Annotated in this window: 17 protein-coding genes and 2 pseudogenes; 9 read left to right on the forward strand and 10 right to left on the reverse strand. The window is 56.8% G+C overall.

What is annotated here, in order from left to right:
* Positions 1-67 precede the first annotated feature (67 nt).
* The 3 genes from NCT04_RS32940 to cuyB all read left to right on the forward strand — a co-directional run bounded on the left by NCT04_RS32940 (position 68) and on the right by cuyB (position 4,928).
* Positions 68-1,348, forward strand: coding sequence for an MFS transporter (locus NCT04_RS32940; protein WP_250470013.1), 1,281 nt, complete (start codon positions 68-70; stop codon positions 1,346-1,348).
* A 119-nt stretch (positions 1,349-1,467) separates the two neighbouring features.
* The gene (locus NCT04_RS32945; protein WP_250470014.1) at positions 1,468-2,706 is read left to right on the forward strand and encodes a porin; all 1,239 of its coding nucleotides are present in this window, start codon (positions 1,468-1,470) and stop codon (positions 2,704-2,706) included.
* A gap of 929 nt (positions 2,707-3,635) precedes the next feature.
* A complete protein-coding gene (cuyB, locus tag NCT04_RS32950; RefSeq protein WP_250470015.1) occupies positions 3,636-4,928 on the forward strand; it encodes a cysteate racemase in 1,293 nt (430 codons plus the stop codon).
* Here cuyB and NCT04_RS32955 read toward each other — a convergent pair.
* The 5 genes from NCT04_RS32955 to NCT04_RS32975 form a co-directional block, all read right to left on the reverse strand.
* Complete coding sequence (locus tag NCT04_RS32955; protein WP_250470016.1) at positions 4,851-5,801, reverse strand: LysR substrate-binding domain-containing protein; 951 nt, start codon at positions 5,799-5,801, stop codon at positions 4,851-4,853. The genes cuyB and NCT04_RS32955 overlap by 78 nt on opposite strands.
* 172 nt (positions 5,802-5,973) lie before the next feature.
* The gene (locus tag NCT04_RS32960) at positions 5,974-6,765 is read right to left on the reverse strand and encodes an aldolase (RefSeq protein ID WP_250470017.1); all 792 of its coding nucleotides are present in this window, start codon (positions 6,763-6,765) and stop codon (positions 5,974-5,976) included.
* Positions 6,766-6,796: 31 nt separating this feature from the next.
* The gene (locus NCT04_RS32965; RefSeq protein ID WP_250470018.1) at positions 6,797-7,696 is read right to left on the reverse strand and encodes a glutamate/aspartate ABC transporter substrate-binding protein; all 900 of its coding nucleotides are present in this window, start codon (positions 7,694-7,696) and stop codon (positions 6,797-6,799) included.
* 178 nt (positions 7,697-7,874) lie between these two features.
* Complete coding sequence (locus NCT04_RS32970) at positions 7,875-8,798, reverse strand: ornithine cyclodeaminase family protein (RefSeq protein ID WP_250470019.1); 924 nt, start codon at positions 8,796-8,798, stop codon at positions 7,875-7,877.
* 3 nt (positions 8,799-8,801) lie between these two features.
* Positions 8,802-9,668 carry a PhzF family phenazine biosynthesis protein gene (locus tag NCT04_RS32975; protein ID WP_250470020.1) on the reverse strand — a complete coding sequence of 289 codons (867 nt, stop codon included), beginning with the start codon at positions 9,666-9,668 and terminating at the stop codon, positions 8,802-8,804.
* A gap of 172 nt (positions 9,669-9,840) precedes the next feature.
* Here NCT04_RS32975 and NCT04_RS32980 point away from each other — a divergent pair, with 172 nt between their 5' ends.
* From NCT04_RS32980 to glnQ, 5 genes are all read left to right on the forward strand, one after another.
* Positions 9,841-10,710 carry an AraC family transcriptional regulator gene (locus tag NCT04_RS32980; RefSeq protein ID WP_250470021.1) on the forward strand — a complete coding sequence of 290 codons (870 nt, stop codon included), beginning with the start codon at positions 9,841-9,843 and terminating at the stop codon, positions 10,708-10,710.
* A 448-nt stretch (positions 10,711-11,158) separates the two neighbouring features.
* A complete protein-coding gene (locus NCT04_RS32985) occupies positions 11,159-12,517 on the forward strand; it encodes an amidase (RefSeq protein WP_250470022.1) in 1,359 nt (452 codons plus the stop codon).
* Positions 12,518-12,654: 137 nt separating this feature from the next.
* Positions 12,655-13,404, forward strand: a complete 750-nt coding sequence (gene glnH, locus NCT04_RS32990) for a glutamine ABC transporter substrate-binding protein GlnH (RefSeq protein WP_250470023.1) — start codon at positions 12,655-12,657, stop codon at positions 13,402-13,404.
* A 44-nt stretch (positions 13,405-13,448) separates the two neighbouring features.
* Entirely contained in the window at positions 13,449-14,105 is a 657-nt protein-coding gene (glnP, locus tag NCT04_RS32995; protein WP_250470024.1) for a glutamine ABC transporter permease GlnP, read from the forward strand.
* Entirely contained in the window at positions 14,102-14,830 is a 729-nt protein-coding gene (gene glnQ, locus NCT04_RS33000; protein WP_250470025.1) for a glutamine ABC transporter ATP-binding protein GlnQ, read from the forward strand. Before glnP ends, glnQ begins: the two co-directional genes overlap by 4 nt.
* 55 nt (positions 14,831-14,885) lie before the next feature.
* Here glnQ and NCT04_RS33005 read toward each other — a convergent pair whose 3' ends face one another.
* From NCT04_RS33005 to NCT04_RS33020, 4 genes and pseudogenes are all read right to left on the reverse strand, one after another.
* Positions 14,886-15,923, reverse strand: coding sequence for a C45 family autoproteolytic acyltransferase/hydrolase (locus NCT04_RS33005; protein ID WP_250470026.1), 1,038 nt, complete (start codon positions 15,921-15,923; stop codon positions 14,886-14,888).
* A gap of 876 nt (positions 15,924-16,799) precedes the next feature.
* Positions 16,800-17,090, reverse strand: a complete 291-nt coding sequence (locus NCT04_RS33010) for a DUF1330 domain-containing protein (protein WP_250470027.1) — start codon at positions 17,088-17,090, stop codon at positions 16,800-16,802.
* A gap of 92 nt (positions 17,091-17,182) precedes the next feature.
* Positions 17,183-18,237 (reverse strand): annotated as a pseudogene (locus tag NCT04_RS33015) (aldo/keto reductase).
* 72 nt (positions 18,238-18,309) lie between these two features.
* A pseudogene (locus tag NCT04_RS33020) lies at positions 18,310-18,900 on the reverse strand (flavodoxin family protein).
* Positions 18,901-19,015: 115 nt separating this feature from the next.
* On the opposite strand from NCT04_RS33020, the gene NCT04_RS33025 reads away from it, so the two are divergent.
* Positions 19,016-19,918, forward strand: a complete 903-nt coding sequence (locus NCT04_RS33025) for a LysR family transcriptional regulator (protein ID WP_250470028.1) — start codon at positions 19,016-19,018, stop codon at positions 19,916-19,918.
* Here NCT04_RS33025 and NCT04_RS33030 read toward each other — a convergent pair.
* The gene (locus NCT04_RS33030; RefSeq protein ID WP_250470029.1) at positions 19,915-20,712 is read right to left on the reverse strand and encodes an enoyl-CoA hydratase/isomerase family protein; all 798 of its coding nucleotides are present in this window, start codon (positions 20,710-20,712) and stop codon (positions 19,915-19,917) included. The two genes, NCT04_RS33025 and NCT04_RS33030, sit on opposite strands and share 4 nt — an antisense overlap.
* Positions 20,713-20,718: the final 6 nt, after the last annotated feature.

Raw genomic sequence — 20,718 nt, forward strand, 5'->3', positions numbered from 1 at the left:
CTCAATGGTGCTTTGTTCGCAGCAGACTGCTCGTTGCCTTGTGCATCGAGGAAAACGGGAGAGATATATGGGTGTCAGCCCGGACGAGACCATCGCCAAGATCAGGCGACATTTGATTCCACTGCTCATGCTGTGCTACTTCGCGGCCTATCTGGACCGCATCAACTTGAGTTTTGCCGCCTTGTCGATGAATGACGATCTAGGACTATCGCCGTCCGCGTTCGGCGCCGGAGCCGGGATCTTCTTCCTGGGCTACGTCGCGTTCGAAGTGCCTAGCAACCTAGCGCTGCGCCGTTTTGGCGCGCGCCGTTGGTTCGCTCGAATCATGCTGACATGGGGAATCATCTCGCTTCTCTTTGCCTTCGTGCGAACGACCCCGCAATTCCTCTCGTTACGCTTGCTTCTCGGAGTGGCAGAGGCCGGCTTCTTTCCAGGCGTCATCTTCTATCTGACGCACTGGTTTCCCGCTGCTTATCGCGGGCGCATCATTGGCGCGTTCGCCATCGCCATTCCTGCATCGTCGATAATCGGTGCACCCCTGTCCGGATTCATCCTGAGTCTAGGCCGTGTCCACGGTCTCGCCAACTGGCAATGGCTCTTCATCATAGAGGCGATACCGTCGCTGATCCTCGGCGCAGCATTGCTGAAATGGCTCGTCGATCGCCCGGAGGACGCCACATGGCTCAACGAGCACGAGCGCCATTGGCTACGGACCACACTTGCGGCAGAAAAGCATGAGCCGTCCTCAATGAGTGCCCTGAGCAATCCGCGAGTATGGCTTCTCGGCTTTGTGTACTGCGGGATTGTCTGTGCGAATTACGGCGTAACCTTCTTTCTTCCTCAAATCGTTCACGCGTTCGGCACGTCCATCACCGTTACTGGACTACTTTCCGCTCTCCCCTATGCTGTCGCAGCCATAGGCATTTCGCTGTGGGGCGCCCGGTCCGATCGCAAGTGCGAACGGCGCTGGCATTTGATGATCCCCAGCATCGTGGCGATCCTCGCGCTGGTCCTCACCGCCGTGACCGACTATCCGCCCGTCAGACTGGCCGCGCTCATCGCCGGCGGCTTTGGTGCCTTTGCCAATTTGCCGGTTTTCCGGACCATCCCACCCACAATGCTCACGCGGGAAGAGGCGCCGGCCGGAATCGCGATCATCAGTTCGATTGGCAATTTGCCCGGCTTCTTCGCACCTTACGCGGTTGGCATGCTAAAGGAGCATACCGGAAGCTTCTCAAGTGGAATGCTTGCTCTGGCGGCATTCGTTTCGCTCACCCTGCTCACCGCGGCGATCATTCTACGGCCTCGTGTCTCGGAAGAAGGGGCGGCCCATCGTGCAACTAGTTGACCTTGCTCGATCGGGCAGCGTCGCGATCGCAATGTTCGACCCATGTTATCCAGTCGATGGCTTCGATTCATGGGACATCGATGACTTTCGTTCTGCAGATCACAATAAAGGAGATAGCAATGAGGCTTAGGTACATTAAGGTCATCGCGTCCTTCGGAGCGGTGCTACTTGCGAAACCAGCAATCGCGCAAAGTGTCGTGACGCTCTACGGATTAATAGATGCTGGCCTCGACTTCACGAGTAACACGCAGACGGGCCGCCCTGCCAGCGGCCCCCGAGGCGCAAATCAATACTCCCTGCAGGACGGAGCAACCGGCGGCATCCGTGGTAGCCGCTGGGGTTTGCGGGGCGGGGAAGATCTCGGCGGCAACATCAAGGCGATTTTTGTGCTTGAAAATGGCTTTGGCATCGGCAACGGCACTCTTGCGCAAGGCGGGGCCGAATTCGGGCGCCAGGCATTCGTCGGCCTGCAATCGCAACACGGTAGCGTCACGCTTGGCCGCCAGTACGACTCCGTGACGGATTTCACCCAGCCGTTTCAGTCTGGGGCACAGTGGGCCGGATACATGGGCGGACATGCGGGCGACGTCGACAATACATTGAACACACGCCGCAGCAACAATTCCGTCAAGTTCACAAGCCCGGATTTTAGCGGGCTCAAGTTTGGCGGCCTCTACAGCTTCGGCGGTGTTGCTGGATCGATCGCAAGAAATCAGATCTATTCGGTCGGCGGCAGCTACAACCGTGGATTATTGGGCCTGGGCGTCGCGTACTTGAACGCTCGCTCTCCGAATCTCGGCATCTATGCAACAAATCCGAACGCAGGCACTACTGCGGCCAGTAACAATCTAGGTTCGCTTGGATCCGCTACCACGCCCGAGTCCAATCCGATCTACGCAGGGTACGCCTCCGCGTCGACCTTGCAAATCATCAGCGCCGGCGGCAATTACCAGCTAGGTTCGCTGACGCTGGGCGCCGCGTACTCGAACGTGCAATTCCGGGGACTGGGGTCTTCCTCTGGACTCAACCCGCTTGGCTATGCGGGTACTGCCAAGTTCGACAATGCCGAAGCGAACTTGAAATATCAGATCACCCCGGGATGGCTTGCAGGATTAGCCTATGTGTATACGCACGCGAGCGGTGCCGACGGCCGTGGCGGTGCGCTGTATCATCAAGTCACCATCGGCACGGACTATTTCCTTTCGAAACGGACCGATGCTTATATCGTCGCGGTCTATCAGCATGCGGCCGGAACGGATTCGCTAGGTCAACCGGCGGTCGCCTATCTTACAGGGCAGACGGCTTCCGCAAACAACCATCAGATAGGCGTTCGCGTTGCGATCGCACATCGGTTTTAGATACCATGAGGGCGGATTCACGTCCGCTGCCCTCATAGTGCCTGCTCAACGCGGAACGTGCCCGATTCTTTCCACCAGTGCGCAAATCAAACGCCGTGCCGGCGACGTTTGCAGCGACGGCCACCGCTGCAACCATATGTGACGAAGGCGTCGGCCCAGGCGGAAGTTTGATGCTTGGCTTAGTTTCATTCGCAAGCAGGTCGGCACCCGCTGCAAACTGCGCTCAGTTCGGGTTCCATCAAACCGCCGCTGCATACGGGAAAGTTGCGGATATCGGGCGGCAGCGCTTGACCGAAAGAAACTTTTGCCAAAAAAATACTGGAAAGATCACTACCCTTATGCGATAGCTGCGTTTTTATCCCATACTAGCGATCCGCAAAACGGCCCAATGAACCGCTCGCTGCACGTGAATGTCTTGCAGACCCACCGTCGATACAAACGCGTGAGGTGCATTTTGACCAAACAATCGACGGCCGTACATTTCGTTTTGCTAAATTGTTGCCTACAACGATGGTACTTTAGATTTTTAGGCGCCCGGAGCGCGTAAAGCGCGTACCACGTTGCCTGGTAATCGTTTAACGCCGGTATCGCCAGTCCTCAACTTCATAAGCCCTGCGCTCACCGCGACGGATTGCGAGACAGACGACTCAACAGACTCCATCTTCTGCTCAACCTTCGGGCAAGAACACATTCCAAACACGCATCGACTTTTGCTTAAAGCGCACCGCGGAACGAATCTTACGGCTCAAGATAAAGGCCTACAATCCGTTATGAGACTGACCGTGAAAGTTTCTCCTGCCCGATGGGCAACGGTTATCAGCAAGCGCGCAAGCGTCGCCGCACAAGGTTTCACGAGCGTATTGCAAGCGCAACTATGTCGTCTTGCAGAGGTAGAGCCAAATTTAACTGTGTACGAAGTGGAGTCTGAGGTGGCCCTGAACACCGCTTCGTTTGACATACAAGTGAGTTTCTTGCGTGTCGCAGAAAGGGCGATCTTGGCTGGCGAACGCACTATCGTGCTACCCGAGGTTGCTTGCCATCAGATAGCGACTGCCCTCCGTCCTGCATTGCCGATCCATGTCGTAGACACGGCGACTGCGGTGCTCGAATCGCTGAAAGCGAGCTCGGAACCTATATCTCGAGTCTGGCTTGTTTTCGTCACTACGCCGCCAAACTTTCGAGCGCTCGCGACGCGATTCGCTGCCGAAGGGATCTGTTTGAGTGCGACGCAGATGAGTGGCGCGGAACCCCGCCTACTCGCAGACGTGGCGCGTCGGGCGAGCATTGCCGGCGTCGAGCGCCTCTGGTTGGCGGACGAGCTCTGGCATCTCGCCGGTCTCCTTCCCGGCGATGGTTGTCCCGCCGTCGACGTTATCGAGGCATGCGCCATTCAGATCGCTGATAAGTCAGACCACACCCCCTTTAAGCTCGGGGTTATAGGCGGCGTAGGGCCTGCAGCAACCGTTGCTTTTCTTGACAACATTGTCCAGTCAACGCCCGCAACACGCGATCAAGAGCACATCCGACTCGTGGTCGAGCAAAACCCGCAGATCCCCGATCGCACGGCACATTTACTACGAAACGAAACAGACCCGACGCTCGCACTGCTTTACATCTGTGAACGCCTGCAACACGCCGGGGCTACGGCAATTGCAATTCCTTGCAACACGGCACATGCTTTCGTGAACCGAATTGAATCACAAATCGATGTGCCGATCGTCCATATGCTTCGCGAAACCATCGCTTTCATCGTTCGCGAGGTGCCGGACGCACGCACAATCGGTCTGCTTGCCACCGACGGCACCATCCAATCCGGCCTTTATCACGATGAGGCTTGCGCGGTGGGCATTGATGTGCTTGTCCCGGCGGCTCAGCATCAGAAGGAGATCATGACAGCGATCTACGGCCATCGGGGTGTCAAGGCCGGACACCGCGAGCCCGATCAGCGAGAGGCCGTGCAACGCGCTATTGCTGATCTTGCGTCGCGTGGGGCGCGTGCGGTGATACTCGGTTGCACGGAGTTGCCGTTGCTCGTCGGTCAAGACCTACGCTTTGAGTGCAACGGGCTCATGGTTGCCGTCATCGACCCATCGAGAATTTTGGCAATGCGCTGCGTTGCGTTATCAATGGAAGCATCGGCTGCGTCAAGTGCGAGCGACGCGGCCGCCATCGCTGCCCGTGCCGGGCGCCTCGTGGGCGCCGTTCTCCAACGAATGCCATAGCGATTGCAGCAACGCCATCGTGTTTTGACGGTCACGATAAAGCAGCAACTGAAGATCGAGTGACCAGCGGTCATTCCCGGCAGGCACCAGGTCGCCATCCTCCAGCTCTTTTTCAATCAGACTGCGTGGCAGCCATGCAACACCCTCTCCGTTGAGGGCGAGCTGCTTAAGAACATCCGCCATATCGGATTCGAATATCGTCCCAAGTTGCGGACGTTGCGGCGATCGCGCGAGCAACAGCGTCAGGCACCGCCCGAAATACGTACCGAGGCTATAGGCGATGAGCGGCAAAGGATTTGCCACTGTCCCAGGCAGGCGGTAACGGGGGCCGCCGCGCGCATCGGGCGCAGACACTGGCATGAAGGTATCCTCTCCGACCACCAGAGATGGAAAGCGTAACGGATCGACGTGCAGAGGTAGTTCTGGGTGCTCGTAGACCAGCATGAGTTCGCACGATCCGTTCAGCAGCATCAGGATCGAATCGTGAACATTGGTGGGCGTGATGCGAAGGTGCAGATCGCGAAAGCGTTTCCGGATCGTGCGTATCCAGTTAGGCAGGAAGCCGACCGCGATCGCATGTCCGGCTGCCACTTGAAGTCCCGCGCCGGGCAGCCGCTGCTCCGTCTGAATGACTGCCTTCACGTCTGCAAGGCGCATTAGCACCTCTTCGGCCGCCTCAAGAAAGAACCGACCCGCGGAAGTCAGCTTCGGCGGATAGCTGCTACGGTCAATGAGTTGCGCGCCCACTGCCTGCTCGAGAGCTCTGATACGTCGAGAAAGCCCGGACTGTGTGATATTTCGGACGTCAGCGGCACGCGAGAACGTCTGATGCTTGGCGAGCGCCACGAAATCCTCGATCCATTTCACTTCCACGGCACACTCCCAGGCGGGCGGCGGGCGTTAACCGCGCGATCACAATGCCGCCGGCACGGTCGCCCATGCTGGTAGCTGCCGATACACTCGATCGACGACTGCAGCGACGACGTCACGTGGACTAACTGATTCAATTCGAGAATTGATCCAATGGCGACATTACGAACCGACGTCAACGCGCGTAGTCGGAACCTTCCTTGTCGAGCAGTCGTCGCACGCTCGCCAAGTGGCGTCGCGCGCTATCGCGATCGCCTTCGCGCATTTGCGCATACGTTTTGCGCGCAATCTCCGCCTCGATCAACTTGAGCGGCTGACCGGTCGACTGCGCGAGGCGCTGCACTTCGCACGCGCGCTCCAGATAATAAAGATCGTCCCAAGCCTCGGCAATCGTCGCTCCGACTACCATGACGCCATGGTTCTTCAGGAACGCGACGTCCGCATCTCCAATGGCCTCCGCGATGCGATCGCCTTCCGCGCCGTCCAGCGCTAGCCCGTTGAACTGCTCGTCCACCGCCGTGCGGTCATAAAATTTCAGCGCGGTTTGTCCCGCCCACCGAAGCGGCGGGCCATCGAGCATTGCGACAGCGGTCGCATTCGGCATGTGCGTATGGAACGCCACCTTGATCCGTGGCTTTCGCATATGAACTCGAGCGTGGATGAAAAACGCCGTGATTTCCGGCACGCCGTCCCCAGCAATTACATTTCCGTGAAAATCACAGATCAGGAGACTCGATGCGGTGATTTCCTCGAACGCGTAGCCGTAAGGATTAACCAGGAACAGATCATCTCGACCAGGCAGCACCGCCGACAAGTGATTGCACACCCCTTCGTGCAGCCCGAGGCGCGCCGCCATGCGGAAACACGCCGCCAATTCGATGCGTGCATTTCGGATCGACGGCGTGTCGAGTTCTTCCATCTTGACCGGGAGTGGCGTCGCGCTCGCGCGTTGCATTCCATGAGCCATATCTTTTTCCTGTAAGCCGGATCGACCGGCGTCAATAAGCAGCGCTATCGTCCGGATGCGCGTAAAGATCGCGCAGTTGCGGTGTCATCGCAAAGTTGAAGTTGATATTCTTCGGCGGTACAGGCTTGAAGAACCATTTCGCGTAAATCGTTTTTATCTCGCCCGATTTCATGAGGTTCGAAAGCGCATCGTCAACCAGCCTTTTGAACTGCGGATCGTCCTTGCGCAGCATGAAAGCGTAGGGCTCTCTCGACTGCGGCGTACCGGTAACGATCCAATCGTCTGGCTCGCGCGCGGTCGTGCGTGCTCCGGACAGGAGCACGTCATCCAGCATGAAGGCAGCGGCGCGACCGGTTTGCAGCGTAAGGAATGACTCGGCGTAATCTTTGGTGGATACGATGTTCATATCCAGGTGCTTGTCAACGTTCATGCGCCGTATGATTCCTTCGGCGGTCGTTCCCGCGTTTGTGACGACCGTCTTGTTCGCAAGGTCGCTAAAATCCTTAACGCCCGAATGCTTGTTGACAAGCAGGCGCGTGAGCGCGAGAAAGATCGTGTTGGAGAAAGCAACCTGGGCATGGCGGGCATTGGTGTTGGTCGTGACCCCGCACTCGATATCGATCGTTCCGTTCTGCAATAGCGGGATGCGATTTTGCGAGTTGACGGGCACCATCCGCACGATCAGGTCCGGCTTGCCTACGCGGGCCTTGACCGCATCGACGACGCGCGAGCAAAGATCTTGCGAAAATCCTACGACTTGATTGTTGGCGTCGTAATAGGAGAACGGAATGGACGATTCCCTGTGACCGATGACCATCACGCCGTTTGCGCGGATCTTATCAAGCGTAGGTCCAAGGCTCTGCGCTGTGGCGATATGGCTCGACACGAGCAAGGCGCCTGCAAAACAGGTGTAAAAGATGTTCTTCAGCATGTTGATAACCGGACTAAAGGAAACGAACTCTCCGTGACGCATATCTGTAAGCCATGACGTCATCGTGAGCGGACTATATCGAGCTCAACGCAACCCCAAATTCTGATCGAGCAAATGGCTATGCTGAATTGGAATAGATGGGCACGCAACGCCGGCCTACGCCTTTGCGAGGTTCGTGTCATTCCACTTCGGACTCGCGCGAACGGAGCTTTTTATAGACTAGCGCAGCCAGCGCCGCGTCCTGCAACGCATTTCCAACCGCTTTGTAGACAACCGGACCCGCCGTCGGGTTAAATCCTGGACTCGTAAGCGCTTCCGAAAGGTCATCGATCCGCGCACGAGCCAACAGCTCCGGCGCAAGCAACTGAAAGTCGCCGCTTTCCTCAATAGTCTGCTCACGCGCATCGACGATCACGCGGCTTGCCCGTGCGATGCACGCGTCGTCCAATTCCCGTTGATCGGTACGGGTTGCGCCGACGCTCGCGATGAACGTGCCAGGAAGAAGCCAGTCACCGGACAAGACCGGCGTGGATGATCGCGTCGCGGCGACGACGATGTCGCTGCGTGCTGCTTCTTCGGCAGTGGCTGTCCGTGCCTCGATGCCGTCTGCGCCCAGCGAAGTCAGGAGTCGAGCCACTATCTCGTCATTGGGATCGTAGATGGTGACGCGCTCGAGGAGGAACGCGCGAATGAGCGCGCGAACATGCGCCGCTGCCTGCACACCCGCGCCGATCAATCCGAGTGTTTGGCTGCGCGGATTGGCAAACAAGGTAGCAGCGAAGGTCGTCGTTGCGGCCGTACGAAGGCGTGTAAGCGCGTCGCCGTCCATCATCGCAATAAGGCGACCATCGACGAGCGATACAAGTGCGACGTGGAAATGGAACCGCTCCGATAGCGTCGCATAGAATTTGATAGCAGCGACCTGCTCACGGTCGAGCATGGCCGCCATCGTGCTGAATTTGTTTCTGCCTACCGCGATTCGCCGCCGTGGTTGCAACGCAATGCGGCCGCACGCGCGTTCCTTGTAGACTTCACGAATAGCGTCGAACGCCTCGTCGCACGAGACTGAGGCTTCGATCTGCGCATCAGTGAAATGCATCATTTTTTAGCCCTCCGTCGCTAACAAAACCGACCCGGTAAGCCAATACCCGCTCTTTTTTTCGTTAACGTCGCGCCAGCCTACTGTTATCGCACTCGGACGCCCCATCGCTTCGCCCTGGCGCACGGTGATGAGTGTCCTTCCGTCTTGCAGCAGATTCATCACATCCAGTCCACAGAAAAGCGCGGCAGCAGCGATGCCGGTCGCGGCATCTTCCGGATAGCCAGACGAGCGTGGAAACTGCCTCGCGTGAAAGACGCCACTGTCGGCTTCGTCTAGCGCGAAAGGATATAAGCCCGTCGACGACAGTGCGTTGCATAATTCTTCGATGCGGGCGAAGTCAGGGCGCAACGAATCTAGGATCTTCACGGAGCGCAGCGGGACGAGTGTCTTTACCCTGCTCGTGGAGGCGTTGACGACCGCGCGCGGCAGAAGAGCGTCGGCGTCGAGGCCGAGCACATCGAGCAAGGTCGAGCGCAAGGAAGCTTCATCTACGGTGGACGTCCGTCCGGCTGGCTGGCTAACAAGAATGCTTTGCGATTGCGGGTCGAAAACCGCCTCCACGGTGCCGCTGAGGGTCTCGATGCGCGCGTTGTCGGAGAGCCATCGGCCGGCACGGCGCAAAAGCCAAAGTGCGCCGAGTGTCGCGTGCCCGCACATTTCCATCTCGTGATTTGGCACGAAAAAGCGGAATCTGAAATCGTGCGTCATGTCCAGCGGCCGGAGTACAAACGCGCTTTCGTGCCCGTAATTCGCCGCGACACAGCGCATGCTTTCTGCGCTCATCTCGTCAGCAGCAAGGACCACGGGCGCGGGATTGCCACCATTGGCGCCTGCTGCAAACACCTTTACAACAATTGGCTGGACTGTCATGCGATCTCGACTCCACTCGAGGCGCGCACAGAGCGAATTGCTCGTCGTCGCCTCGGTAAACAAGATCGCGCAAAGTCTTGTTATTTTCTAGCCCGCTCGGGCCAGTACAATGCACTATCGGGCAACTGCATGTGTGCAGGACTCGTTCGGGCCCTCCAGTACAGGACATATCTTGATCTATCCGACCAGTTCCTCGCACATTCCTGGGGGGCGCATCGCCAAAGTCTGCCGTATTTCGATGCCGGGCTACCGGACGGAATGGCATGAACACGACGAATATATGTTCTTGCTGCCGGCGCTGGGTTCGCTGAGGCTCAAGACTGAGGCCAACGAGCGGGAGCAAAGTATCGGAACTCGCGTACTTGCCATCGTTGAACCGCGCATCTTTCACGAGACAATGTCCGACAGTCAGGACAACCGCCACACCGCAATTTATGTCGAGAAAGAATTCGTCGCGTTTTGCGAAAACAAAGCTCAGACTCGCATGGTCGGCAGACATGGGGGAACACATCGTTCACCCCTGCTCTTCAGCGCACCGACCGCGTCGCTGTTGCATTCGCTTCAGCTTCATGCAAGTCTGGAAAGGTCCAGCCGAACGCATGAATTCGAACGCTACCGGTCCGAATTGAGCGATCGGCTCGTGGCATCTGCGTGCATCGAAGCTGCCTTCTGCGCAAGACCCGAGCTGGGAGGACGGGAGACCACCCCCGAAGAGCTTGCTAGGCATATTGTCGAATACATCGATAACACGCTAGCCGAACGTCCCAGTCTGGATGCGATTGCGATACGCTTTGACACTTCCCGACGGAAAATCACAAGAGTCTTCCGTGAAGCGACAGGGCAAAGCATCACGGAGTTCCAGACGCGTCGGCGCGTCGAACGCGCCGCGGCGCTGCTGAATTCTCCGGGGACGACGGTACTTGATGCTGCGCTCGCAGTCGGCATCGAGTCAGCTTCGTATCTCGCGCGACTGTTCAGCAAGCATGGTCTGGGCAAACCCGGAGATCACAAATCCCGGGCGACGGCAGGATCCCGCGATTAAACGAACAACGACCGCTAAGTCTTGGCTACGCGCCTGCGCTTTTTGTAATTATTGCGTGTAGTTCAGATGGAGGCAGGGTCGTGCGCGCCGCTGTCAATATCTTCAGCCATTGGTCGCACCCCGGGATCCGTGTTCGCGTCCATTGGCTAGTTCAATCCTCCAAACAACGCGCGATCGCTTGCAAGACAAGTCACGAGATGCCGTTGTCTTCGTCCAGTAGATCAGGGAACCAGCTCCAAATAAGTGGGCGGCCGATCTAAACCGGCAATAGCAATCCTCCCGCTGTACCGTAGACGAAACGAGCGACTTTGGCCCGATCGTTCATTCGCCCCGCCCGTTCAGACGCGATTCAAACAATTTGAATACCCATCCTGTTTCGGTCGTGCGACAGAGACGGAACCAGATGTCGCTTGCGGCCCATCCAATTTCTTTGAGCCACGATTGCGCCATGACCCTCCCACCATTCAACATCCGTCAGCTTGCCGAGAGACTCGCGTCAGGGGCCATTACCGCGAAGGCGCTGGTCGAGGAAAGCCTCGCTGCCATTGGAAACGTCAACGGAGAGGGCTATGCTACATTTCTCACCGTGGACCCCGACGCCGCGCTGAAACAGGCAGACGAAATCGACAATCGACGACGTCGCAACGAGGTGCTTACCGCTTTTAGCGGCATTCCAATCTCCGTCAAGGACAACATCGACGTCGCACATCAGCAAACCCGCGCGGGATCGCTAATGTTGCGAGAGGCATCCAAGGCTCAAACGGACGCGCCTGCCATCGGCGCACTTAGGCGCGCGGGATTCATTCCTCTTGGCCGCACGAACATGACGGAGTTCGCCTACTCCGGACTTGGTCTAAACCCGCATTACGGTACGCCTCGCAATCCTTGGGATCGGGAAACGGGCCGAATTCCAGGCGGGTCAAGTTCCGGTGCTGCCGTATCCGTGGCGGACCACATGGTGCCCGCCGCGATCGGTACCGATACCGGCGGTTCATGCCGGATACCTGCAGCGCTATGCGGAGTCGTGGGCTTCAAGCCGACCGCTCGCCGGGTTCCCACGCACGGTGTTTTCGCCTTGTCGGCGTCGCTCGATGCGATCGGGCCACTGGCTCGCTCCGTCGACTGCTGCTCTGTGCTTTTCTCGCTCATGAGCAGTTCGACGCGCGTTCCGGCGACATTCAATGTACGGGATTGTCGTCTAGCGGTCCCGACAAATTACGTTACCGAAGATATGGATCCGCAGGTCGCCATCGACTTCGATCGGGCGATCTCAAGACTATCAAAACGCGGCGTCGCGATCAACGAGGTGAAGATCCCGGAGTTGCACGACATCACTGCGTTAAATAGCAAGGGCGGCTTCCCCGCTCTGGAGGGGTATCTATTGCACCGAAAGTGCCTCGAGAACTATCGGACACTTTTTGACCCGCGTGTGGCGCAGCGCTTGATGCGGGGTAGCGGAGCGACGTCGATCGACTACTTCGACCTCATCTCGGGCCGGCTTAATTTCGTCCAACAGATGTCGCAACGCTTCGAGCGATGGGATGCATTGCTTTATCCAACGGTTCCATTCGTGCCGCCACCCATTCAGCCCTTGATCCAGGACCGCACGTTGTTCGACCACACGAACGCACTGGCTCTGCGAAATTCGACCGTCGTCAATCTCTACGACGGCTGTGCAGTGACACTTCCTATTCACCAAGAAGGAAGCGCGCCAGTCGGAATGACCGTCGCTGGTAGCAACGGAGGTGACGAAACGCTACTTGGTATCGCCATGTGGATCGAGAAGGCTCTGACCGCTTCCATGTGACCGGTCGAGAAAGTATTCCATTTCAACATGAGTCACTTCCAACATCGCATAGCGAGCCCAATTCCGGCTTGATACTTTCACCTCCCGGCAGACCTACTGCTTCAATTTTTCTCAACCATCGTACTCAGGGTGATGTCATGATTCGACGCCTTCTTATCCCCGTTCTCGCAGCCGTTTGCTTCGGCACCGGCAGCAATGTATCAGCGGCCACCCAACTTGTCGTCGGCACCGACACCTCATTCATGCCTTTCGAATTCAAACAAGGCAATGCATACGTGGGATTCGATCTCGACCTTTGGGCGGCAATCGCGAAAGACCTCAAAATTCAGTACACCCTCCAGCCGATGGACTTCAACGGCCTCATCCCCGCGCTTCAAACCAATAATATCGATGTCGCTCTGGCCGGCATGACCATAAAGGACGAAAGGAAACAGGTCATCGACTTTTCGGACCCCTACTACGATAGCGGTCTCGCTGCGATGGTCCAGACGAGCAACCATAGTGTCGCTTCGCTTGCGGATCTCGATGGCAAGACGATCGGCGCGAAGACCGGCTCTGCCACGATTGACTGGATCAAGGTTCACCTTCCAAAAGCGCAGATTGTGCAGTTCCCCAACATCGATCAGGCTTATCTAGCGCTTGAAGCCGGCCGAGTCGACGCTGCGATGCACGACACGCCAAATGTGCAGTATTTCGTGAATAACGCCGGGGCGGGCAAAGTGAAGATGGCAGGTGCGCCGGTTATGGGAGACAAGTACGGTATTGCTTTTCCAAAAGGCAGCCCGCTTGTCGATCCAGTCAACGGGGAGCTGAAAAAGCTGATCACGAATGGTGAGTATTCCACCATTTACAGGAAATGGTTCGGCACCCTTCCTCCCCAGCATTAATCGTCTAACAGAGCAGATACTTCAACCATTTCAAGGAGAAGTTTTTGTTATCTAGTTGGCAAGTCATTATTTCGGCGCTTCCCGACCTGCTTGAGGGCGTAAAGCTGACCTTATTCATTGCCGCTTGCGGTCTCGTGGGAGGCTTCGTCTTGGGTGCGGTCGTTGGAAGCATTCGCGCTTACGGGTCGATTTTCGTGAATACCCTCGCCCAGGTGTACATCGAATTAATCCGGGGCACACCGATCGTGGTGCAGGTAATGTTCCTATATTTTGCCTTACCGGTTCTGGTTCATATCCGGATCGACGGCATGATTGCCGCTATCGTCGCAATTGGGGTGAATTCAGGCGCCTATCTGGCGGAAGTGGTGAGAGGTTCATTGCTTTCCATTCCGCAAGGACTTTCTGAGGCTGGATTGGCGATGGGAATGAAACCGTCGCGCGTGCTTCTGAAGATTGTCGGCCCCCTCGCCTTCAGGCGATTGATTCCTCCCCTTGGCAACCAGTGCATTACGAGCCTAAAAGATACTTCCTTATTCATTGTTATTGGCGTTGGAGAGCTGACGCGAAAGGGGCAGGAGATCATCGCAGGAAACTTTCGCGCGGTGGAAATCTGGACCGCGGTTGCATTGCTTTACCTGCTTATGACCGGTGTTATGACGGTCGCACTCCGCTTCCTTGAAAGAAGGATGAAAATTCTATGAGCATGATCGAATTCAACCAGGTCACTAAATGCTTTGGAAGTCTAGAAGTACTTAGAAGCATCGATCTGGAGGTGGGGCTCGGTGAGGTGGCGGTACTTGTCGGTCCGTCAGGCTCAGGGAAGTCAACGCTGCTTCGCTGCATCAACGTGCTCGAAACGATCACTTCGGGTGAATTGTTGGTCGATGGAATCAGCGTCAAAGGAACGAAAGCGGATGTCCGGCAGATAAGGCTAGAGGCTGGAATGGTCTTCCAGCAGTTCAACTTGTTTCCAAATATGACGGCGCTTGAGAACGTAATGTTTGGTCCGATAGAAGTGCGCGGTGCTACTCGAAGCGAAGCTCGGGATCAGGCGCTTGCTCTGCTCGATAAGGTGGGCCTGCAACACCGTGCAGATCACTTTCCTTCGGAACTCTCGGGCGGGCAACAACAACGAGTCGCCATCGCTCGCTCGTTGGCCATATCCCCGAAGTTAATGCTGTTCGACGAGCCTACTTCCGCACTCGACCCGGAATTGCGTCATGAAGTGCTGAACGTCATGCAGAACCTAGCGAGCGACGGTATGACGATGCTTGTGGTGACGCACGAAATGGAATTTGCTCGACGTGTAGGCAGCCGTTTAATCTTTATGGACGATGGAAAAGTCGCGCTCGACGGCTGCCCAAATGAGCTAATTTCTCACCCTCCGACACAGCGTTTGCAGGATTTCCTCCGTCACGTTCGCTAAGATCACGGCGGAACGTCTTTAGACTTCCGCCGTGATATAGGTACCTCGCTCCAGATCAAGAAGGCATTTCAGACGGTATGTCGATCGAGTAGGTCAGCGCTTTACTGACATACACATCGATCTTGATCTCGTCTATAAAAATTTTTATGACTGCTGTGGCTAGCGTATTCTCATGATCAGGATCATCACTGTCTTCGCGATATATCGGGAGTCCGTCATTCGAGCGATCGAACATCGCGCCTAAGATATCCTGTTCGCTGAGTACCCCGCGTGACGACTGCATAAGTACGTTCAGACGTTTCTGTCGATCTAACGACGAGCAAGTTATAACCTGCTTTTCGCCTGCAAGAACTGGATGAACAAGATGGTTGCTGTGAACATGTGCTGCCTCGGATTGGATCACAGAGCAGCGCGAGGGAATCGCCTCAATGCTGAACAGTCGGCTATCTCCACGCATTGCTAGCGTGTGATGATAACTTCCCGCACGTAAGCTGCCATTAAGAATTGCCATCGCTGCGTCAAGGGAACCCGCGTCAAGCACTGCGCGGCAGAGAAATATCCGCGGTACCCCGTCCCGAGTTTCTGAGGCGCGCACGTTGTTGATCGTTTGCACTAAGCCAGCGTTCGTTGCCGCAAAGGTATGTCCGGGTATCGAACCAGGATACAAAAATGCGTGGAATCCTGGTTTGCCCGCCGGACGAACATCCACCATTGGACAATTTCCCACCAGAAATGGATCGCCATCCTCGTTGTGCGCGATAAGCATGCCTCCATTTGTTCGACAAGCCAACGTCGAACAACCGTCTCGAGTCCGCGACAGAAACTCTCCGCGACATTGCCAAAGGAACATATCGTCGACAGACCACGAAAGCGCATGGGCCAAGCCCCGAACCTCTTCCAAATACTCGGGGAAAACGCTTTGGGTGATCCTCAGCAGGCTCATCGCGCGCGCACGATTAGCTGTGGCGCTCAGCTCCAACCAGGCTTCGTTTTGCGCCATATACGGATCGAACGCGGGGCGAGCCAACACTCCCAGACCAAATCCAATCTGGTACGGTGTGCCGGTGATAACAGTGGGAGAAAGGATAGGCATCAAATTTAATATGGGAGTTTTTATCTGCCTGCAACTTCCGTGCAGGAACTATTTTTTATTTGGAACAACATATCAGTTCGAACACCGGCTCGTTTGCTGATTCGGAAATAACTGATGCAACTGGGGTATAGATTGTGGTCTCGCGCGTCCTTCCTCTTTTTACACTTTAGAGCTCAAGATGTTCGCGGAGGAACGACCTCGTCGCGCCTAGTAACCCGTCGGGGCACGTTGTCCATCAGGAACCGATAAAAGCAGCCGATGTCGAAGACACTGAGTCCACGAGTCAGCAGGTAGTCCAACAACGACTTGAAACTGGCCGCTGTCGATACCAAAAAACTCGACTGAATATCGGCCTGACCAAGGACATCACCGATTCGAACTCCGGCGCGGCCTATCGAATCGCCCAATTTCAGAATAGCGAGCGGCTGCAACTAGTTGGCTTGGCCCGACACAGACTGGCTAGTGCCCACGGCAGCCAGACGCGTCGCGTTGAACAGTAATCGTTCCAGTGCGATCGCTGGCACGATGACCGTTCCGGAAAGCTGTCACTTGAATGACGCCGCCACGATGAGGCGACTGGCAGGAACTCGTCGGACTTGGTTCGACGCGTCGCAGACGACAGAGTACGCCGCCGCCCGATCCGCTGCGTCCCAAGTTGACCGGGAAGGGCCTCTCGTGCTCTTCTACTGCAATGGCGGCTTCCGCGTGGCGACGTTCGACTATTTCCGAACGGTCGCCGTCCGATGTGTCCTGCAAATGAGGGCAGCAAAATGTTAAACGAACGCAATCTCTTGCGTCGAAACTGTGCGCTGCCGGCTTGATGTAGAACTCGGTACTTGCGTCCAAAAAGTCGCATTCACTGAACTGCAGGGACAGTCATGAAGTTCCTTCGAGTAAGACAGAATTTCCTGTTGCCGCCGTAGCCCTGAGAGCCTTCGCCGCCTGGTATCCGGCGCTTTGGTAAAAACGCTTGGCCTCTTCGAACGAGTCAAACTCGAAAATCACGTGCCGATCGTGGGCCTCGCCTTCAAGGTTTTCATAACGTCCCGAAGACGCAATGACCTTTGGACTGAAGCTTTTCATTGCATCGCCGGCAGCCTCCGCATAAATCGCATACGCATGTGCATCTGAAATGCTAAGGTGCACGATTAAAAAGCCTTTTGGCATTTATACATCCATTGGTGGTTGGCAGATTCAAATCACGCCCGGGTTAGGCGCTAAAAATGTTTGCACTGCAGATGTGGGAAGCGGTAGCGGGTCTACTCCGTCGCGGCGTCCATGAAAGGCCGAGGAAGCCTACTTGCGTCCTGATGCTCAATCATCCAGCCCGGATAGTGGGGAGGTAGGGCACTCACGGCGTCAAGGGAGGCAAGCTCGTGCTCGGATAGAACGATATCGACGGCGCAAAGATTGTCTTCGAGCTGTTCGACCCGTTTGGCGCCAATAATCACGCTAGTGACTTGCGGCTTGGCGAGCAACCAGGCCAGCGCGATTTGTGCGACAGAGACACAGCGTGCATCGGCGATGGTGCGCATCGCCGAAACACACAGCCACGCCCGATCAAGATCCACGGGTGGGAAGTCAAACTTGCTACGCCGCGAATCTTCGTCGGCGGGTGCGCCGGGCCCAAACTTTCCTGGAAGCAATCCACCGGCGAGCGGCGACCAGACGAGCAGTCCCATCCCCTCCTCGACTACAAGTGGCACCAGTTCTCGTTCTACGTCGCGTCCGGCGATCGATAGTAGGCCTGGAGCGTCTCGAATCGCGTGGCGTGAAGCGCTGCACTCATCCCAAGCGCCTTACCAATCTTGCCGGCTCGCCAGTTTGACACGCCGACATAACGGACCAGTCCCTGTCGCGTTAGGTCGTCGAGAGCACGTAGCGTCTCGTCGACCAGCGTGACCGGATCGCTGGCGTGAATCTGATGAAGGTCAATGTGGTCCACCTGTAGCCGTTCCAAGCTCTTCTGTACGGAATCCATGATGTGGCCGCGCGATGCCCCCTGATCATTTGGTTTGGGGCCCATCACGCCGGCTGTCTTGGTAGCCAGCACGATCTCGCTGCGTGGCACTCCAAGCTCTCTCAGCGCATGCCCGATGACGCGTTCGGATTGGCCAAAAGAATAGATATCGGCGGTGTCAATAAAGTTGACTCCAGCAGCAAGCGCGCGGGCGATCAACCGGTTCGCTTCATCTTGCCCAAGCGCGCCGATCGACGCCCACATGCCTGCATCGGCATTGCCTCCCAATGTCATCGTGCCGAGGCACAGTTCGGATACATAGAGGCCGGTCCGGCCAAGCTGCTTATATTTCACGCTCACTTCCTAAGAGACAAGCCGCAGAAAGAACGACCGGCGTGTAGCCGTCGCGTTTTGTATTTGCGCATTTCATCTGATCCCGGATCTTCCGGCCCGGAGCTGACCGGCGATCAATACTACGCGAGCGCCATAGCGGCGAGCGGTCTCGAGGTCCCCTGACGACATCTCTTCAGGCGAAGCATCGGCCGGTGCCTGTGCCATCGGTGCGATGTAGGAGCCCATGCGGTTGAGGTCGTCACGCGTCGAGGCTTTCACATTTGCGGGCTTAATATCCATCCCGACTCAGATGCCTCCGTGCTGCCCGGCGAGCAAAAAGAAATATTCGAGCGTATTGAGCTTGTCGCCATTCAGACTTGCGCTATTCGTAAAGCCGCCGAAAATCTTGTTCTGCCAGGCCCCTTCGAACCAGGGTTTGGAAGATGCGTCCGCGAACTTCTTGAACTGCCAGCTAGGGCCGCCCATGTAGGTCGGCGAGCCGAACAAAATGGCATCAGCGGCAGCAAGTTTTGCCCACGCGTCATCCCCAATGTTTCCGTCGGCGTCGATTGCAATCTGTCCGGCACCGGCGCCTTCCGCGATAGCGCTTGCCATACGAGCGGTATGCCCATAGCCAGAGTGATAGATCACAACTGCGCTGATCGAAGAGGTGTGTTGACTCATAAATACTCCGTTTCTTGAAGTTGCCCGATGTGGGCGACGTAGAGGGCTAGTCTACTAACGCTAATTTCGGTAATAAATGGTGTAAATTAAACGCTCTGTTATCCCTTGAATAACGATGAAAGACCTCTACGCGCTTCTGGTTTTTGCTCGTGTCGCCGAAATGAAAAGTTTCTCGCGCGCGGCGGACAGTCTGGGAATCCAGAAAGGACGGGTGTCAATCGTCATCCGTGGGCTCGAACGCGAGGTGGGCGTTGCTCTGTTGCACCGGACGACGAGAAGGGTACAGTTGACTGAGGACGGACGCGCCTTTTATTCGCGCGCACGAGACTTGCTGGCCGACGCACAGGAGTTGCAATCCATGTTTTCCGGTCAAGCGTCGCTCCGAGGTCGCCTGCGCGTCGACCTGCCTACCGAATTGGCACGAAGCGTCGTGATTCCCGCCCTTCCCGATCTGTTGATGACGCATCCGGAATTGGAGCTCGAACTTTCTAGCACCGACCGGCGGGTTGATCTAGTTCAGGAAGGGTTCGATTGCGTTCTTCGCCTAGGACCCATTGTGGATGAGACGCTGGTTGCGAGGCCGTTAGGTAAGTTGCGCATGACAAACGCGGCGAGTCCAAACTATCTGGAACGGTACGGTATGCCGCGCACGCTCGATGATCTGCGCAGCCAAAGGCACCGGATGGTTAGCTACACGCGAACACTCGGTGCAAGGCACGCCTGTTGGGAATACCCGTCCGGCGACGGATACGCGTCACTTCCGCTGCCCACCTCGATACAGGTTAACAGCGTGCAGACCTATCATGCAGCTGGGCTTGCAGGTATCGGACTAATTCAGGCCGGATACTCAGCACTCGCGCATCACATCCAAAGCGGCGCGCTCATGGAAATTTTGCCTGACCTACGTCCCGAGCCGCTCGCAGCGTCCCTCGTCGTGGCTCATCGCCGTAACCTGTCCCAACGCGTACGCGCTTTTATGAAGTGGATTGAAGGGGTCTTGGAACCTTACTTTGACTAGCCAGCTATATCAAACGGCGGCAACGTTGTCGCGGTCTTGTTCCGGGAAAAAAACGCTTCTTGCGCGGCCTGCTGCGCGGGCGTTCCCCATAACGCGGCGACACCGCGTGCCTCTGCCTCCAGTCCTGCTACGCGTCCATCGGTCAACCCGGTCCTGACCACAGATTTAAGCATCGCGAGAGCCTCGCCTGAATGCCGCGCAATCGAAGCAGCTAGCGTTATTGCGTGATTCATCACCGTGCTCGCACTCACGACATCATTAACAAGGCCCGCCTGTAACGCCCACTGCGCGCTCTGGATCTCCCCAGAACACATCATCTGCATCGCGCGCGATGCGCCGATCAACGCCGGCAAACGCTGCGTGCCGCCCCAACCCGGAAAGCTCGCTAGGGTTATCTCCGGGAAGCCGAGCCGAGCTGTATCTGCAGCAACCCGCATGTCACACGCAAGCGCCAGCTCTAGACCGCCGCCGAGCGCTACGCCATTGAGCACTGCAATCGTCGGCTTCGTGAACATCTCGATGCGATCGAAAATGGCCTGTCCCCAACGCATGTGCGCATACGCATCGTCGCTGGAGAAACCGCGTTGTTCTTTGATATCCGCACCAGCCGAGAAGGCCTTCTCACCCGCGCCGGTCAACACGATCACACGCGTGCGCTCATCACTCGCGACTTGCGCAAAGGCATCATCGAGGCTTTGCAGCAAAGGCTTGTTAAGTGCGTTCATTCGCTCGGGCCGACTGAGCGTCAGTACAGTAACCGCGCCGATGCATTCTTGGCAGATCGTTTCCATCATGTCCTT

This window comes from Caballeronia sp. GAFFF2, assembly GCF_023631485.1.
In the GTDB taxonomy this organism is placed as follows: Bacteria; Pseudomonadota; Gammaproteobacteria; order Burkholderiales; family Burkholderiaceae; genus Caballeronia.

Bases quoted from the DNA above. Each gene is read 5' to 3' on its own strand.
- NCT04_RS32940 (WP_250470013.1), top strand. From the start codon at position 68: ATGGGTGTCAGCCCGGACGAGACCATCGCCAAGATCAGGCGACATTTG.
- NCT04_RS32945 (WP_250470014.1), top strand. From the start codon at position 1,468: ATGAGGCTTAGGTACATTAAGGTCATCGCGTCCTTCGGAGCGGTGCTA.
- NCT04_RS32960 (WP_250470017.1), bottom strand. From the start codon at position 6,765: ATGGCTCATGGAATGCAACGCGCGAGCGCGACGCCACTCCCGGTCAAG.
- NCT04_RS32965 (WP_250470018.1), bottom strand. From the start codon at position 7,696: ATGCTGAAGAACATCTTTTACACCTGTTTTGCAGGCGCCTTGCTCGTG.
- NCT04_RS32970 (WP_250470019.1), bottom strand. From the start codon at position 8,798: ATGATGCATTTCACTGATGCGCAGATCGAAGCCTCAGTCTCGTGCGAC.
- NCT04_RS32975 (WP_250470020.1), bottom strand. From the start codon at position 9,668: ATGACAGTCCAGCCAATTGTTGTAAAGGTGTTTGCAGCAGGCGCCAAT.
- NCT04_RS32985 (WP_250470022.1), top strand. From the start codon at position 11,159: ATGACCCTCCCACCATTCAACATCCGTCAGCTTGCCGAGAGACTCGCG.
- glnH (WP_250470023.1), top strand. From the start codon at position 12,655: ATGATTCGACGCCTTCTTATCCCCGTTCTCGCAGCCGTTTGCTTCGGC.
- glnQ (WP_250470025.1), top strand. From the start codon at position 14,102: ATGAGCATGATCGAATTCAACCAGGTCACTAAATGCTTTGGAAGTCTA.
- NCT04_RS33005 (WP_250470026.1), bottom strand. From the start codon at position 15,923: ATGCCTATCCTTTCTCCCACTGTTATCACCGGCACACCGTACCAGATT.
- NCT04_RS33010 (WP_250470027.1), bottom strand. From the start codon at position 17,090: ATGCCAAAAGGCTTTTTAATCGTGCACCTTAGCATTTCAGATGCACAT.
- NCT04_RS33025 (WP_250470028.1), top strand. From the start codon at position 19,016: ATGAAAGACCTCTACGCGCTTCTGGTTTTTGCTCGTGTCGCCGAAATG.
- NCT04_RS33030 (WP_250470029.1), bottom strand. From the start codon at position 20,712: ATGATGGAAACGATCTGCCAAGAATGCATCGGCGCGGTTACTGTACTG.